Origin of the sequence: Salinisphaera orenii subsp. halophila YIM 95161 (assembly GCF_003732545.1) — a bacterium.
Classification (GTDB): Bacteria; Pseudomonadota; Gammaproteobacteria; order Nevskiales; family Salinisphaeraceae; genus Salinisphaera; species Salinisphaera orenii_A.
The window spans coordinates 12,619-28,733 of record NZ_AYKF01000073.1 but is presented as its reverse complement, the minus strand read 5'-3'; the positions used below and the strand labels follow the sequence as shown (position 1 = coordinate 28,733).

Genomic DNA, 16,115 nt, shown 5'->3' with positions numbered 1-16,115 from the left:
CGGAAGACAGGCGCGATGCCGACGCGCCGATCGGGCGCATCGCGAACAGTGCCGCTACGCATCGGGCACGGCGCCGTCGGGCCAATGCCGCGCCGGTAACCGCACATCGGGTCGGGATGCAGGGTCGCCGGTCGTGGCGCCACGATCGGGACCTGCACAACGGCAGGCCAGCCGTGGTGAATCGCCCACGGGCGGGCCAAGCGTCGGCGCCGTGCGCGTGACATGAACGAGGGGCGGCGATCGGGCCTCGCCGCAGGCGGGCGCGACAGGGGCTGTGCGACGCGCGCGGGGACTCGTCCTGCCGGACGACGGCGCTCGTCGCAGGCTCGCATGTCGCCTCGGCAGGCCCTAGAATCGCGCGCCATGGAGATCGCCGGCCACGCATTCGACAACGGGCTCGCCTGCGCGCCGATGGCGGGCGTCACCGACCGCGTCTTCCGGAGTCTGTGCCGGAGTCTGGGCGCGACCGCGACCACGGCGGAAATGGTGTCGGCGCGGCCGGAACTGCGCGCCACCCGCAAGTCGCGCCTGCGGCTCGATTTCGGCGGTCAGCCGGCACCGCGCATCGTGCAGATCGCCGGCGGCGATGCCGCCGATCTGGCGCAGGCCGTGCGGGTCAATGCGGATGCCGGGGCCGACATCATCGACATCAACATGGGCTGTCCGGCGAAGAAGGTCTGCCGCAAGGCCGCGGGATCGGCGCTGATGGCCGACGTCGATCACGTCGCGCGGATTCTCGATGCCGTGGTCGCCGCCAGCCCGGTGCCGGTCACGCTGAAGATGCGCACCGGCGTGAGCGCCGACCGGATCAACGCGGTGACCATCGCCCGCCGGGCACAGCGCGCCGGCATCGCCGCACTCGCGGTGCACGGCCGTACGCGCGACCAGCACTATCGCGGTCGGGCGGAATACGCCACGATCGCCGCGGTCAAGGCCGCGGTCACGATTCCGGTCTGGGCCAACGGCGACATCGATTCGCCGGCCGCGGCCGAAGCCGTGCTCGCGGCGACCGGCGCCGACGGGCTGATGATCGGCCGCGCGGCCTGCCGGCGACCCTGGCTGTTCCGCGAAATCGCGGTGGCGCGCGCGACCGGTCGGCCCGCGCCGCCGCTGTCGCTGGCCGACGAGCGCGAGATCGTGCTCGGGCTCGTCGAGCAGCTGCACGACTTCTACGGCGAGGACCAGGGCCTGCGGGTGGCGCGCAAGCACATCGGCTGGCTGTGCGAGCGCCGGCCGCCCCGACCGGCGCTGTACATGGATCTGATGGCCGCGGCGAGCGGCGCGCGCCAGCTGCGGCTGCTGGCGCGCTACTTCGAGGCCGCGGCCGACATGCCGGCGGCCGCGGCGTGACGCCCGCTCAGGCTGCCGGTGCCGGGGTGGGGCCGCCCATGCCAAAGCCGGCGGCGCTGCCGATCAGGGCGATGATGAGCAGCTGCACGACCCAGCCGATCACACAGACCCCCACGGCCCGCCAGGTGCTCTTGTAGTCCAGCGCCTGGCGCACGGCGACCACGGTGGTCGCGAGCATCCAGACCGCGACGACCAGCATCACCAGCGGCCCGAGCAGCGGGATGAAGGCGAACACGCGCAGCACGCCCGGCGCGGCGGCGAAGCCCAGCGTGCGCAGGAGCTGGCCGATGTCGGCCTCGGTCTGGGCCTCCGGCAGCAGCTTGGTGCCCACGGCCCAGATGATGGCGGCCCAGATCACCCAGCCCAGCAGAGCGGCAAGTCCGGTGAGCAGCAGTGCGGCGATCCCGCCCTGGGCCATGGCGCCCACGCCTGCGGCCAGCGCGCTGAGGGCGACGACGCCGGCGGCCTGGCCGGTCGCGGACTTGTCGTGCTCGACCTCCTCGTAGGTCGGCACATCCAGACGCGCGGCGCCCAGCATCCGTTGGAAAAAACTCTGCATGGCCGGTGGCTCCTGTGGTGATTCGGCAACGGCGCCGAGCGTGACGCAACTCGGGCCCGCTGGCCAATCCGGCCGCCTGCGGATTGCGCCGCATCGGGGTCGCACTTACGCTAGCCTCACCCCATACCGCCGCCGGTGACCGTTCTGCGCGCGCTACTGCTGATCAATCGTGAATCCCGACAGGGCGAAGCCAACGCCCAGGCCGCGCGCGACGCGCTCGAGGACCTGGACGTGGACGTCGTGCTGGGGCGTTTCGAGCAACCCGACGACGTGCCCGCGGAGATCGACGCCCATGCCGCCGAGGTGGACGTGATCGTGCTCGGCGGCGGCGACGGCACCATCAATCTCGCCTCGGCGGCGGTCATGCGCGCGGAGCGGCCGATGGCGGTGCTGCCGCTGGGCACGGCCAACGACTTCGCGCGCACGCTGCTGATCCCCACCGTGCTCGAGGCTGCCTGTCGCAACGTCGTCGAGGGCGTGAGCCATCGGGTCGATCTGGGCCAGTGCAACGACGTGTACTTCGTCAACGTCGCCAGCATCGGCCTGGCGGTGCGCGCCTGCGAGTATCGCTCCGACGCGGCGAAGAAATGGTTCGGTTCCTTCGGCTACGCCTCCAACGTGTTCTCGGCCTACCGCGACACCGAACCGTTCGACGCCGAGATCCGGCGCGGCGACGAAGTGCATCGCCTGCGCTCCATCCAGATCGCGATCGGCAACGGCCGCTATTTCGGCGGCGGGCTGGCGGTCTCGAGCGACGCCGCCCTGGATGACGGTCGGCTCGATCTCTACAGCCTGGAGCCGGCCTCGTTCGGCCAGCTCGTCGGCATGCTGCCGTCGCTGGTGCGCGGCCCGGACAAGTACGTCCAGGGCGTGCAGATGTTCGAAGGCACGACCTTCCACGTCGACACCGGCCGGCCGATGCCGATCAACACCGACGGCGAGCTGCTCACCGAGACGCCGGCGACCTTCCGGGTGCTGCCGCGCGCTCTGGAAGTGAAGGTGCCGCGCGAATACATCGAGCGCTACGGCCGCGACGACGCCGCCTGATGCACGGCGGCGGTCCGGACAGCGCCATGGCCGAGCGACCGCAGCGATTCAGCGACCCGGAGGCCGTCATCGACTGGCTGCTGGCGACCGTCGGCCGCGAGCTGCGGGTGGGCGCGCCGCTCGGGCTGGGCAAGGCGGCGACGCTGATGAACGCGCTCTACGCTCGGGCGAAGGCCGATCCGGGCATCCGCCTGACCTTCATCACCGCGCTCTCGCTGGACGTGCCGCAGGCCGACGGCGAGCTCGAGCGGCGGCTGATGGCGCCGATCGTGGAGCGCGTGTTCGAGGACTATCCGGGGCTGGCCTATCTGCGCGATCTCCGGGCCGGCCGCCTGCCGGCCAACGTCACCGTCTCCGAGTTCTTCTTCCAGCCCGGGGCGCTGCTCGGCAACGGCCACGCCCAGCGCCACTATCGTTCGGTCAACTACACCCACGTGGCGCGCGACCTGATGGATGCCGGCGTTAACGTGCTCATGCAGATGGTGGCGCCGGGGCGCCATGCCGGCGAGTTCTCGCTGTCCTCCAACACCGACGTCACGCTCGATCTGCTGCCGGCGATCGAATCGGCGCGGGCCCGGGGCGAGCCGCCGGTCGTGGTCGCCCAGCTCAACGCGCGCATGCCGACGATGACCCGCAGCGCGCTCGTGGACGCGACCCTGGCCGACGCCCTGTTCGAGGGCGATGCCGCCGATTTCAAGCCGTTCGGCGCCCCGGCCGCGCCGGTGGCCGAGGCCGACTACGCGATCGCCCTGCGGGTGAGCACGCTGCTGGCCGATGGCGGCACCCTGCAGATCGGCATCGGCTCGCTGTCGGATGCCATCGCCTATGTCTGCGATCTGCGCCAGAACCACAACGCCCGCTATCACGACGTCATCGCCGCCATGCAGCGCGGCCCCGCCGAGCGCGGCCTGAGCGCGGCGATCGGCGGCCTCGCGCCGTTCGTGCGCGGGCTGTATGGCTGCACCGAGATGCTGGTCGAGGCCTATCTCCAGCTCCACCGTTCGGGCGTGATCCGGCGCCCGGTCTACGACGACATCGCGCTGCAGACCGCGCTCGACGCCGGCGAGATCGGCGAGCGGGTCACGCCGGCGACGCTGACCGCCCTGCGCGAACGCGGCGCGATACCCGCCGTCCTGGCGGCTTCGGACGTGGCCTATCTCCAGCGCTTCGGCGTGTTTCACGAGCGCGTCACGCTCCATGGCCGCACGCTCGACGCCGGCGACGACGGACCGCCGATCGCCGCGGATCTGGACGACGCCGGCGCCCGGGCGGCGATCGAATCGCGCTGTCTGGGCGAGCGGCTCGCGGGGGCGACGCTGGTCCACGGCGGTTTCTTCCTCGGCCCGAGTCGTTTCTATCAGGCCCTGCACGCGCTGGATGACGAGACCCGCGACCTGTTCCACATGACCAGCGTGGGCCGGATCAATCAGCTCTACGGCGACGAGGCCCTGCGGCGGGTCCAGCGGCGCGGCGCGCGCTTCGTGAACACCGGGATCAAGGTCACCCTCGGCGGGGCGGTGGCCTCCGACGGCCTCGCCGACGGCCAGGTGCTCTCCGGGGTGGGCGGGCAGTACAACTTCGTTGCCCAGGCCCACGAACTCGAGGGCGGGCGCTCGATCATCTGCGTGCGCGCGGTACGGGCCGGGTCCGACGGGCCGGAATCGAACATCGTCGCCCACTACGCCCACACCACGATACCGCGCCATCTGCGCGACATCGTGGTCACGGAATACGGGGTCGCCGATCTGCGCGGCCGCACCGACGAGCAGGTCGCCATTGCCCTGATCGAGATCGCGGACGCCCGTTTCCAGGAGCCGCTGCGCCGCGCCGCCGTGAAGGCCGGCAAGCTGACGCCCGACTACCGTGTGCCCGCCCGGGCGCGGGACAACACGCCCGCGGCCATCGGCCGAACGCTGGCGGGCCACAAGGCCGAAGGCCGGTTCCCGGCCTATCCCTACGGCAGCGATTTCACCGAGATCGAGCGCACGCTCACCGGGGCGTTGAAAGGGCTGCGCGGCGGTTTTTCGACGCGCCGGCTGCTGCGGCTGGCGCGCCATGCCCGGCGGCTGACCCGGCTGCCCGCCGCGGCGCGCCCGTATCTGGCGCGTATGGAGCTGGCGGCGCCGCGCGGCTGGCGCGAGGCGCTCTACGCGCGGCTGGTCGTGCTGGCGCTGCTCGACGCCGGGGCGATCACGGCCGAGGCGGACGAAGGGCGCTCGCGGAACGAGGCCTGAGACCCGGCCGTCATTCCACGGTGAAGCGCCGTGCGCCGATGAGCTGGCCGTCGTCGGTGACCACGTTCACCCGCCAGCGACCGCTGGCGTCGTCGCCGAAGACCGTCTTGTGGCTCCAGGCGCGATAGCCGGCCTCGCGGCCGCCGACGATCTCCAGCGGAATGCGATCGACCACCTCGCCGTCGTGCGACCAGACGTGGAATATCTGTTGATGCAGGCCGCGCGGCGCCTTGATCGCCGAGAAGGCGTACAGGCCGTCGCCCTGCAGATCGTCGGTCGCGAAGCTGTCGCGGCTGCGGCCCGGCTCGCGTTCCGCGGTGTCCATCTGCAGGGTGATGGCGAAATCGGTGGCGCGCAGCGTGGCCGGCGGGATCCAGTAGCGGCCGAACCACGTGAGCGCGCCGAGTGCGAGCGACAGCGCCGCCAGCAGAAACCAGCGCCACCAGTGCCCGGCCTGCAGGGCATCGTTGAAGCTCGGCAGCGCGCAGACCGCCATCGCCGCGGAGGCGATGGCCACGCTCTCGCCGGTGGTCAGCGACAGCATGATCGGCCCCGCGGTCAGCAGCGCGGCAAACAGGGTGAAGCCGTGAAAACCCAGAAACAGCCAGCGCCGGCCGGCGATGGCGTTGAGATACAGCGGATCGAGCGTGGACGCCGCGGCGGCGGCGATCAGCAGCCCCGTGAACACGGCCTGCCCGCTCAGCCAGGTCGTGGTGGCCAGAAAGAACGGGAGCACGAAGAACAGCGTTTCCTGGTGCAGGCACTGGGCGGCGAAGCGTACCGCGGCCTGCGGGATGCGCTCGCCGAAAAAACGCGCCAGCAGCCGACAGAGCAGGCCCTCGAACAGCAGCGCCAGCCAGCCCAGCAGCATGAGTGCGGTCACCCACTGCGCGAGCTGGGCCTGACGTTCGACGAGAAAGAAGCTGCCCGCCCCCATGGCGAACGAGGCCAGCGGCACCAGCCGCCGATAGCGATAGGCCAGGCGCCCGAGCCGGCTGTCGGTCAGTCGTGCGACAAGCCGCTCGGCGGCCTGGGGCGGGGCATGCTCGCCGCTTGAGGTGGTGGCCACGTGCGTCATCGGCTCCGGTGAATGCGGGGCGCCGTCACGGCGCGCGGCGAATCATAGCAGCGCGGCGCCTGTACGCCGGCTGACCGTCGCCCGGGGCTTGCAAGCGCCGTTGCCGGCCGCATGTCGATGCCACGGGCGCGGGCCGGCAGAGCCGGTACCCGGTGTTATGATTGGGCCCATCGATCAGGCGGTGGCGCCACCGACGGACGACGTAATCATGAGCGACTTCAAGGGCATACCCGTGGTCACGGGCAGCAAGGTGAGCAAGCCCAACGGCACGCGTGCGATCAAGAACGGAATGAAGGCCAGCAAGCAGGCGGCCGCAGTGCCGATCGGACGCAAGCCCGACTGGCTGCGGGCGCGGCTGCCCACCGGCGAGGGCTACAACGAGGTCAAGCGCAACGTGCGCAAGCACCGTCTGGCCACGGTCTGCGAAGAGTCGATGTGCCCGAACATCGGCGAGTGCTGGAGCCACGGCACCGCCACCATCATGATCATGGGCGACACCTGCACCCGCGCCTGCAAGTTCTGCGCGGTGGACACCGGCAACCCGCACGGTTGGCTCGATGCCGACGAGCCCGAGCACTGCGCGGATTCCGCCGAGATCATGGGCCTGAAGTACATCGTCATCACCTCGGTGGACCGCGACGACCTGCCCGACGGCGGCGCGCAGCACTACGCCGACTGCGTGGCCGCGATCAAGCGCCGCTGCCCGGAGACGAAGGTCGAGGCGCTCACGCCCGACTTCTCCGGTCGCATGGCGGACGTGGACACCGTGGTCGATTCCGGGCTCGAGGTCTTCGCCCAGAACGTGGAGACGGTGGAACGGCTCACCCATGTGGTGCGCGATGCCCGTGCCGGCTATCGCCAGACCCTGGACGTGCTCGCCCACGCCAAGCAGCACAATCCGTCCGTCCTGACCAAGACCAGCGTCATGCTGGGCCTCGGCGAGACCGAAGACGAGATCGCGCAGGTGCTCGACGACCTCGCCGCCGTGGGCGTGGATATCGTCACCTTCGGCCAGTATCTGCGCCCGACTGTGAACCACCTGCCGGTCGAGCGCTACGTGCCGCCGGACGACTTCAAGAAGTATCGCCAGTGGGGCCTGGCGCGCGGCTTTCTGGAGGTCGTCTCCGGCCCGCTGGTGCGCAGTTCCTATCGCGCGGATCGGGTGTTCGATCAGAACAACGCCGGGCTCGACCAGACCGCCTGAAGCCAGCGCACCCCGGTGAGGACCCAAGGCCCCGGGCTACCCGGGGCCTTTTGGGTTCAGACGTGCCGTCCCGGTGTCTGTCGCCCGCATCGCCTGGCCCGCGCTGGCGGCATCGTCCGGGCGACATGAGACGGCGCGCCCCGGGTCATGGGTGCGACAGCAAGCCGGCGGCATGCCGGCTCGTGGGACGAAGGCCACGATTGTTCGGGTGACGCACGCAATCCTGCTCGGCACCACGGCTCAGCCGGCCCCGGCACGATCACCGGCCGGCGCCATAGGCCCGGGGGCTCACGATGAGGGACGGCGATGCGATTCGCGCGGCCGGGGCGACAGGGCCGGATCACCCCATGTTCGGCTGGCCGTTGGACGCCATCAGGCCACCGTCCACCGGCAGGTTCACGCCACTCACAAAGCGCGCATCGTCGCTGGCCAGAAAGGCGATCACGCTGGCGACATCGGCCGGCTCGGCGCCCACACCCAGCGGCATGCGCTCGGCGAACCGGTCCAGCAGGTGATTCTTCTCGAACACGCCGCTGGCCATGTCGGTGCGGGTCAGACTCGGGCATACCGCATTCACGCGCACGCCGTCGCGACCGTGGTCCAGTGCCAGGGCTCGGGTGAAGTTGGTCACCGCGCCCTTGCTCGCGTTGTAGACACTCATCCCCCAGTCGCCGCCGATGCCGGAGACGGACGAGGTATTGACGATATTGCCTTTCGAAGCGACGAGATGCGGTAGCGCCGCGCGGCAGCAATGGAAGACGCCGTCCACGTTGATGCCCATGATCTGACGCCACGTGTCGTCGTCCGTATCGGTGATCGCGCCGACCGTGGCCTTGCCCGCGTTGTTGACGAGGATATCGAGTCGGCCGTGATCGGCGATCACGCGCTCGAACAGCGCGTTCACCGCATTCGCATCGGCGACGTCGGCCGGGATCACCGTCGTGCGTTCGGCCGGCAGCTCGGCGGCGACGGCGTCGAGCTTGTCCTGTGTGCGGCCCACCAGCACGAGTGTGGCGCCCTCGTCCGAGAGCCGGCGCGCGGTCGCCGCACCGATGCCGGAACCGGCGCCCGTGATCAGCGCGACCTTGTCCTTGAAGCGTTCCATAAAATCTTCCGCTGGTGAAACAATCCACAAAAAAAGCCGCGGCGAATGCCGCGGCTTTCGATGCTGCAACGAACAGCTGGCCGATGGGTCGGGCGGACCCGAGCCCGACCGCCACGGCCGCGTGGTTACTGCTTGTCGAAGATCATGATGCCCCAGGACAGGTGACCGGCGTTGCCGGCGTCGACCCAGTGCTGGAGGCCGTTCTTCATGTTGGTGATGTAATCGTTGGAGATCGCCGAGTCCCGGAGTTCTTCCTCGCGGGATTCGAGCGTCTCGCGGATACCACCGTAGTGCCGCGGCACCTGATGCGTATGGTCCTCGAACTCGCGCAGGCGAAAGCCGCGCTTCTCCAGCTCGCGCTGATAGAAGCCGGGCGAGCCCATGGTCTCGAGCTGGATCCGGGCCAGCACCGGCTGCAGCACATCGGGCGGGCAGTCGTCGTGCTGCATCGGGTCGGTGAAGATGAAGATGCCGCCAGGCTTGAGCACCCGGGCCACTTCCTCGAGCACGCGGATCCGATCGCCCGAATGCAGCATCGCGTCCTGCGACCAGACGATATCGAAGGTATCGGCATCGTAGGGCACGTTCTCGAAGTCGCCATCGACGATGGTCACCAGCTTGTCGAGACCGCGGTCGGCGTTCTGCCGCCGGCCGCGCTCGTTCTGTACCTCGGACAGGTTGAGCGAGACCACCTCGGCGCCGTAGTGCTCGGCCATGAACCGGGCCGAGCCGCCGTAGCCGCCGCCGATGTCCAGCACGCGGGCGCCCTTGAGATCGTCGCCGAGCTTTTCGCACATGCGGGCCACGGTGCGGTTGCTGGCCTCGATCACCGGCTCGCTCTCGGACTGGTAGAGCCCGATGTGGATGTCCTCGCCGCCCCACAGGCGCGAGTAGAAGTTCTCGGCGTCGTCGCTGTTGTAGTAGGCCTGCGCCGTCTTGACTGCGTCGGAATACTGAGTCATTTCGCTGTCCTCCTATTCCTTGTCGGCGTCCCGGTCTTCATCGGCCTCGCGGTAGGACTTCTCCGCCACGTGGATGAAGAAATCGGGCTCGTCTTCCTTGTAACTGCTCTGGAAGTCGCCGTAGGTCGTCACCGCCTGGAAGCCGACCTGGTGCATCAAGTCATGCACGTAGTTCTTGCGCAGCGGGAACATGTTGAGGTGATAGACCTCGTCGCCCGGGAACTCGTAGCGGAACCGCGCGAGACCCTCGTCGACGTGCTCGGGCGAGGCCGAGACGTTCTCGCCGCAGTAGTAGTACTTGTGCCCCGGCTTGGACTTGCCGTCGAGCAGCGCGTCGTAGTTGCGCTGGTCGAGGATCAGAATGCCGTCGTGATTGAGCATCGAGTAGAACTCGGCGAGCGTGCGCCGGCGGTCGTGCTCGTTGAAGATGTGCGTGAAGGAGTTGCCGAGACACACGATGGCGTCGTAGCGGCCCACCAGGTCCCGCGACAGCCAGCGCCAGTCCGCGTGGACGGTCGACAGGATCATGCCGTGCTGGCGCGCGTTCTCGAACGCCTTGGCGAGCATCTGCGGGCTGCCGTCGACGCTGGCGACTTCAAAGCCGGCCTTGAGCAGCTGCACCGAATGGAAACCCGTACCGGCTGCTGCATCGATGACCGATTCGCAGCCGTACTTCTTCAGAATGTCGACGAAGAAGCTGCCTTCGCTTTTGGCGCGGCCTTCCCAGTCGATGAGTTCGTCCCAGCGCTCGACAAAGTCGTGGACGTACTCGTGCTGGTAGTGGTCGGTCTCGCGAACCTCGGTGGGGTCGCCGCCGAAATCCTGTTGCTTCTGAAAGACCGGATCCTTTTCAGCGGAGCTATCCATAGGCATTACTCTCCCTCGATACGCCGGCACGGAGATTCCGCGGGGCGCACTGATTCATGCAAGTGAGTCATTACCGTATGAAGGCTGGTACGGGACTGCAATCGCCATAGCGCTAACATCGCGCCGTGCGGACGCCATATGGGGGCGATTTCGGATGCGGGCCATTCAGCGTGTAACGCCGATGAGTACTGCGCTAGCGGCCGATCGGGCCGGCGCTATCACGGCGTCAGAAAAAATTCATCCATTCGGATCGGCGATTCGCGCGATTCGCGCGAAACCTGCGCCCTGATGCGCGCTTTCACCCGTCTCTACACCCGGCTGGACGCCACCACGGCGACCAACGACAAGATCGCGGCCATGCGCGATTACTTCGCGAGCGCGCCGCCGGCCGACGCGGCGTGGGCGGTGTCGTTCCTGTGCGGACGGCGCATCAAGCGCCTCATCCCGACCGCGCGCCTGCGCGAATGGGTCGCCGAGGCGGCCGACATGCCGCTCTGGCTGGTCGAGGAGAGCTATGCCGCGGTCGGCGATCTGGCCGAGACCGTGACCCTGCTGCTCGATGCCCGGGCGGGCACGCCCGGCGAGTCCGGGCTGGACGTCGCCCTCCACGACTGGGTCGAGCAGCGGATCCTGCCGCTGCGCTCGATGAGCGAGGCCCGGTGCCGCGAGGCGGTCACGGGCTACTGGCGCGAACTGCCGCTGGAGGCGCGCTTCGTGCTCAACAAGCTGCTCACCGGCGCGTTCCGCGTGGGCGTGTCGCGTCGGCTCGTCACGCGGGCGCTGGCCGAGACCGCCGACATCGAACCGGCGCGCATCGCCCATCGGCTGATGGGCCGCTGGGAGCCCACGCCGGCCTTCTTCGAGCGGCTGCTCGATCCGGCCGACCGCGGCGAGGACGCGGCCCAGCCGTATCCGTTCTTTCTCGCCTCGCCCATCGAGAACGCGCCGGTCGCGCGCGTGGCCGATCTCGGCGCGCGCGACGACTGGCTCGTGGAATGGAAATGGGACGGCATTCGCGCCCAGCTCATCCGGCGCGGCGGCGAATGCCATATCTGGTCGCGCGGCGAGGACCTCATGGCCGGCCGTTTTCCGGAGCTGGAGGCCGCCGCCGAGCCGCTGTCCGACGGTTCGGTGCTCGACGGCGAGATCCTGGCCTGGGCCGAGGGCGAGCCGCGGCCGCTGCCCTTCGCGCGCCTGCAGCGGCGCATCGGCCGGCTCAAGCCGTCGGCGAAGATGCAGGCGGCGCATCCGGTGCGTTTTCTCGCCTACGACCTGCTCGAGCACGCTGGCCGCGACATCCGCGAGTGCGCCATCGAGACCCGCCGCGCGCGGCTGGCCGAGGTGCTGGCGGAAAGCGACGCGCGGATCGCGCTGTCGGCTCCCGTGACCGCCGAAAGCTGGGACGATCTGGCGGCGTTGCGCGCTCGTTCGCGGGAGTTCGCCACCGAAGGATTCATTCTCAAGCGAGCCGGCTCGCCCTACCGGGTCGGCCGGGTGCGCGGCGACTGGTGGAAATGGAAGGTCGATCCGTTCAGCGTCGACGCCGTGCTGCTCTACGCCCAGCCCGGCCACGGACGGCGTTCGAATCTGCTGACCGACTATACTTTCGGCGTCTGGGACGGCGACGCGCTCGTGCCCTTCGCCAAGGCCTATTCGGGGCTCACCGACAGCGAGATCGGCCAGCTGGATCACTGGATCCGCCGGCACACCATCGACCGTTTCGGGCCGGTAAGGGCGGTCGAGACCGCCCACGTCTTCGAATTGCACTTCGAGGGTATTCAGGCGTCCAAGCGACACAAGTCGGGCATCGCCGTGCGCTTTCCGCGGATCGCGCGGTGGCGCCACGACAAACCCGTAGCTGAGGCGGACCGGCTGGCCGACGTGAAGGCGCTGCTGCCCGCCGAAGACAGGACAGAGGTCGACGCATGACATCCGACAGCCCATCGCAGACCACGGACCGACGCCATATCCGCTGGCAGGACATGACCTGGCGGGACTACCTGCGGGTGGGCCTCGGCGTGATCATGTTCATCCTGGGCATCCTCGGGCTCGTCCTGCCGGTGCTCCAGGGCGTGCTGTTCCTGATCATCTCGGCGATCCTGCTGGCGCCGTATTCGCGCTGGGTGCAGAAACAGCTCGATCGCGGCGAGGCGCGTTTCCCGTGGGTCGCGGCCAAGGCGCGCAGCATCACCCAGCGCTGGAGCCGCAAAGCCCGCTCGGATGAGTGACGGCGGCGAGCGGCCGGCGCCGGAGAGGGCGCATTCCGTCGATGCGCGCATCGAGGGCTGGTTCGCCGACCGCGGCTGGCAGATCTTCGATTTCCAGCGCGAGACCTGGGCCGCCTGCGCGGCCGGCGAGTCGGGGCTGATTCACGCGCCGACCGGCACCGGCAAGACGCTGGCGGCGTGGTTCGCGGCCGTGGGCGACTGGCTGAATCGGGCCGAGGACGACGGCATCACGCCCGGTCTGACCGTGCTCTGGATCACGCCGCTGCGGGCGCTGGCCGCCGACACCACTGCTCATCTGGCCGCCAGCGCCGCCGAACTGGGCCTCAACTGGACGGTGGAGCGGCGTACCGGCGATACCGCATCGAGCGTCAAGGCGCGTCAGCGCCGACGCCTGCCGAGCGCGCTGGTGACCACGCCGGAGAGTCTGGCCCTGCTGCTGTCCTACGCCGAGCACGAGCGCCTGTTCGCGAGCCTCGATGTGGTCGTGGTCGACGAGTGGCACGAACTGCTGTCGACCAAGCGCGGCGTGGCGCTGGAGCTGTGCCTGGCGCGTCTGCGGGCGCTGCGGCCGGGCCTGCGCACCTGGGGGCTGTCGGCCACGCTGGCCAACCTCGAACAGGCCAGAGACGCTCTCACCGGCGGTGCGCCGGGGCGGCTGGTGCGCGGCATGACGCCGGCGGCCACCCATATCGACGCGCTGGTGCCGGAGACCATCGAGCGTTTTCCCTGGGCCGGCCATCTCGGTACACGGCTGGTCCAGCCGGTCATCGAGGCGCTCGAGGCCGCCGAAAGCACGCTGCTGTTCACCAACACCCGCGCCCAGGCCGAGCTCTGGCACCAGGCGATCCTGCGCGCCCGGCCGGACTGGCTGGCCCGGGTGGCGCTGCACCACGGCTCGCTGGATCGGGCGTTGCGCGAGCGCGTGGAGGCGATGATCGCCGACGGGCAGCTGGCCTGCGTGGTCGCCACCAGCAGCCTCGATCTGGGTGTGGATTTCTCGCCGGTGGATCAGGTCATCCAGATCGGCAGCCCCAAGGGCGTCGCCCGGCTACTCCAGCGCGCGGGGCGTTCCGGCCACCGGCCGGGTGTGGCCAGCCGCATCCTGTGCGTGCCCACCCACGCCTTCGAGCTGGTCGAGATCGCCGCGGCCCGGCGCAAGGCGCTCGCCGGCGAGATCGAGGCGCGGGAGCCGCTGACCGGCGCGCTGGACGTGCTCGCGCAGCACATCGTCACGCGCGCGCTCGGCAGCAGCGCCCGGGGCGGGGTGTCGGAGCAGGCGCTTCACGCCGAGGTCACCGCCACGCTGGCCTATCGCGACCTCGGTGACGCGGCGTGGCAGTGGACGCTGGATTTCGTCACCCGCGGCGGCACGGCGCTGTCGGCCTATCCCGAGTTCCGCCGGGTGGACCGGGTCGACGGACGGCTAATGGTGGGCGATCGCCGTATCGCCCGGCGTCATCGCATGACCATGGGCACGATCACCTCGGACGCGGCCATGAGCGTGAAGTGGCTCAAGGGCGGGCGCATCGGCACGGTCGAGGAGCGTTTCATCGCCCAGCTCACGCCGGGGGACGTGTTTCTGTTCTCCGGCCGGCTGCTGGAGCTCGTCCGGGTGCGCGAGCTGACCGCCTACGTGCGCGCCGCCAAGCGGCGAAAGCGCCACGTGCCGCGCTGGGCCGGCGGCCGGCTGGCGATTTCGGGCACCCTGGCCGACGCCATCCGCGGGCTAATCGAGCAGGCCCGCGACGGCGACTATCGCGAGCCGGAGCTCGCCGCGATTCGCGGCCTGCTCGAGGTCCAGCGGCAGTGGTCGGCGCTGCCGGGGGCCGATGAACTGCTGGTCGAGCACGTGACCAGCCGCGAGGGCCGGCACTGGTTCTTCTATCCCTTCGCCGGGCGGCTGGCCCACGAGGGGCTGTCCGCGCTGGTGGCGTGGCGGCTGGCGCGCATGCACGCCGCCACGTTCCGTTTCTCGGTCAACGACTACGGTTTCGAGCTGGTCACCCGCAGCCGGGTCGGGTTCTCGGCCGCCGAGCTGTGCGCCGCGCTGTCGAGCGAGAATCTGGTCGACGATCTGCTGGCCTGTCTCAACGCCGCCGAGCTGTCCAAGCGCGCCTTCCGGGACATCGCCCGCATCGCCGGCCTGGTGTTTCCCGGCTATCCCGGCAGCCACAAGAGCGCGCGCCAGGTGCAGGCCTCCAGCGGACTCGTCTACGACGTGCTCGCCCGCTACGATGCCGACAATCTGCTGCTCGATCAGGCGCGCCGCGAAGTGCTCGAACGCGAGCTGGAGCTGGGACGCCTGCGCGGCGCGCTCGATCGCATCGACGGACAGTCGTTGCGGCTGGTCTCGCCGCGGCGGCTCACGCCGATGGGTTTCCCGCTCTGGGTCGAACGGGTCGCCAGCCAGGTCAGCAACGAATCCTGGCGCGATCGCGTCGAGCGCATGACCGTGCAACTGGAAAAGGCCGCCGACCGTTGACCCTCGCCCGCGCCGAAGTCGCCGAGCCCGAGCATGCCGCGCTGGATATCGCCGGCGAGCGGCTGATCCTGCGCGCGGATCGCAGCGTGTACTGGCCGCGGACGGCGACGCTGTTCGTCGCCGACACCCACTTCGGCAAGGCCGGGGTGTTCCGGCGCCACGGCATGGGCCTGCCGCAGGGCACGACCGATGCCGATCTGGCCCGTCTGGGTACGGCGATCGCGGCCACGGAGGCGTCGCGGGTGGTCGTGCTGGGCGATTTCGTGCACGCGCCGCCGGCCGCGGACGAACCCTGGCTGGCCCGCTTCGCCGCGTGGCGGGCCGGTCATGCCGGCGTCGACTTCCGCGTGCTGCGGGGCAACCACGATCGCATGGACGCCGTGCCGGCGGCCTTCGATGTGGACTGGCAGTCCGGCGCTCGGCTGGAGGCGCCGTTCGTGTGTCGGCACGAGCCGGCGCACGACCCGCGCGGTCCGGTGCTGGCCGGTCATCTGCATCCGGTCGTGGTCCTGCGTGACGGCGGCGAGCGCCTGCGCCTGCCGGCGTTCTGGGCGCATGCCGAGGGCCTGGTGCTGCCCGCGTTCTCGAGCTTCGCCGGCGGTGCGGCGGTGACGCCGGCCGCCGGCGACCGGCTGTTCGTGATCGGCGGCGACCGGGTGATCGAGGTCGCCACCGGGGCCGACCGCTGAGCTGCGCCCGCGCTGTCCCCAGCGCCTGTTAACACCTCATACGAGCGCCGTGCTGGAGGCCGCACATCGTGTGCGGCAAGGCGCGAGTCGCCGATCGTGGCGAGCCACGCTCAAGACTTGGAACGCCCGCAGCGCGCCCACGGTTGTTTCATGGGTGGCCCAACCCGAAGGGCCAGGCGCCCCCATGGAACGGCGAGGATGCGGCAATCCCATGTTGTTGCACGCTGGCGAAGAACGACTGCGCGGCGCGCACGACGCTTGGTGTTGCCGCCCATGGCCGCTTTTCCGGAAGCGCTGGACGCGGCCTCGC

General features: G+C 70.0%; 13 protein-coding genes. 8 read left to right on the top strand and 5 right to left on the bottom strand.

The window, feature by feature from the left end:
- Positions 1-363: 363 nt before the first annotated feature.
- Complete coding sequence (dusB, locus tag SAHL_RS07330; RefSeq protein WP_123590753.1) at positions 364-1,350, top strand: tRNA dihydrouridine synthase DusB; 987 nt, start codon at positions 364-366, stop codon at positions 1,348-1,350.
- Between the two features lie 7 nt (positions 1,351-1,357).
- On the opposite strand, the gene SAHL_RS07325 is transcribed toward dusB, so the two are convergent.
- Positions 1,358-1,909, bottom strand: a complete 552-nt coding sequence (locus tag SAHL_RS07325; RefSeq protein WP_123590752.1) for a YIP1 family protein — start codon at positions 1,907-1,909, stop codon at positions 1,358-1,360.
- Between the two features lie 135 nt (positions 1,910-2,044).
- On the opposite strand from SAHL_RS07325, the gene SAHL_RS07320 reads away from it, so the two are divergent.
- Both SAHL_RS07320 and SAHL_RS07315 read left to right on the top strand, forming a co-directional pair.
- Positions 2,045-2,956: a lipid kinase gene (locus SAHL_RS07320; RefSeq protein ID WP_184947491.1), complete on the top strand. Its 912-nt coding sequence runs from the start codon at positions 2,045-2,047 to the stop codon at positions 2,954-2,956.
- A 26-nt stretch (positions 2,957-2,982) separates the two neighbouring features.
- The gene (locus SAHL_RS07315) at positions 2,983-5,190 is read left to right on the top strand and encodes an acetyl-CoA hydrolase/transferase C-terminal domain-containing protein (RefSeq protein ID WP_184947489.1); all 2,208 of its coding nucleotides are present in this window, start codon (positions 2,983-2,985) and stop codon (positions 5,188-5,190) included.
- A gap of 10 nt (positions 5,191-5,200) precedes the next feature.
- On the opposite strand, the gene SAHL_RS07310 is transcribed toward SAHL_RS07315, so the two are convergent.
- Positions 5,201-6,259: a DUF5924 family protein gene (locus tag SAHL_RS07310; RefSeq protein ID WP_221177875.1), complete on the bottom strand. Its 1,059-nt coding sequence runs from the start codon at positions 6,257-6,259 to the stop codon at positions 5,201-5,203.
- Between the two features lie 217 nt (positions 6,260-6,476).
- Here SAHL_RS07310 and lipA point away from each other — a divergent pair, with 217 nt between their 5' ends.
- Positions 6,477-7,472 (top strand): lipoyl synthase, encoded by a 996-nt coding sequence (gene lipA / locus SAHL_RS07305; protein ID WP_123590748.1) that lies wholly within the window; start codon positions 6,477-6,479, stop codon positions 7,470-7,472.
- A gap of 340 nt (positions 7,473-7,812) precedes the next feature.
- On the opposite strand, the gene budC is transcribed toward lipA, so the two are convergent.
- From budC to SAHL_RS07290, 3 genes are all read right to left on the bottom strand, one after another.
- Positions 7,813-8,577, bottom strand: coding sequence for a meso-2,3-butanediol dehydrogenase (gene budC / locus SAHL_RS07300; protein WP_123590747.1), 765 nt, complete (start codon positions 8,575-8,577; stop codon positions 7,813-7,815).
- Between the two features lie 125 nt (positions 8,578-8,702).
- Positions 8,703-9,539: an SAM-dependent methyltransferase gene (locus SAHL_RS07295; RefSeq protein WP_123590746.1), complete on the bottom strand. Its 837-nt coding sequence runs from the start codon at positions 9,537-9,539 to the stop codon at positions 8,703-8,705.
- 12 nt (positions 9,540-9,551) lie between these two features.
- Complete coding sequence (locus tag SAHL_RS07290; protein WP_123590745.1) at positions 9,552-10,406, bottom strand: glycine/sarcosine N-methyltransferase; 855 nt, start codon at positions 10,404-10,406, stop codon at positions 9,552-9,554.
- Between the two features lie 288 nt (positions 10,407-10,694).
- On the opposite strand from SAHL_RS07290, the gene SAHL_RS07285 reads away from it, so the two are divergent.
- Genes SAHL_RS07285 through pdeM form a run of 4 tightly spaced genes read left to right on the top strand, consistent with a single transcriptional unit; the run spans position 10,695 to position 15,805 of the window.
- Positions 10,695-12,335: an ATP-dependent DNA ligase gene (locus tag SAHL_RS07285; RefSeq protein WP_123590744.1), complete on the top strand. Its 1,641-nt coding sequence runs from the start codon at positions 10,695-10,697 to the stop codon at positions 12,333-12,335.
- On the top strand, positions 12,332-12,634 hold the full coding sequence (locus SAHL_RS07280) for a YbaN family protein (protein ID WP_123590743.1): 303 nt from the start codon (positions 12,332-12,334) through the stop codon (positions 12,632-12,634). The genes SAHL_RS07285 and SAHL_RS07280 overlap by 4 nt, the downstream gene beginning before the upstream one ends.
- Positions 12,627-15,116, top strand: coding sequence for a ligase-associated DNA damage response DEXH box helicase (locus SAHL_RS07275; RefSeq protein WP_123590742.1), 2,490 nt, complete (start codon positions 12,627-12,629; stop codon positions 15,114-15,116). The genes SAHL_RS07280 and SAHL_RS07275 overlap by 8 nt, the downstream gene beginning before the upstream one ends.
- Positions 15,113-15,805 (top strand): ligase-associated DNA damage response endonuclease PdeM, encoded by a 693-nt coding sequence (pdeM, locus tag SAHL_RS17780; protein ID WP_184947487.1) that lies wholly within the window; start codon positions 15,113-15,115, stop codon positions 15,803-15,805. Before SAHL_RS07275 ends, pdeM begins: the two co-directional genes overlap by 4 nt.
- The last annotated feature ends 310 nt before the right edge of the window (positions 15,806-16,115 follow it).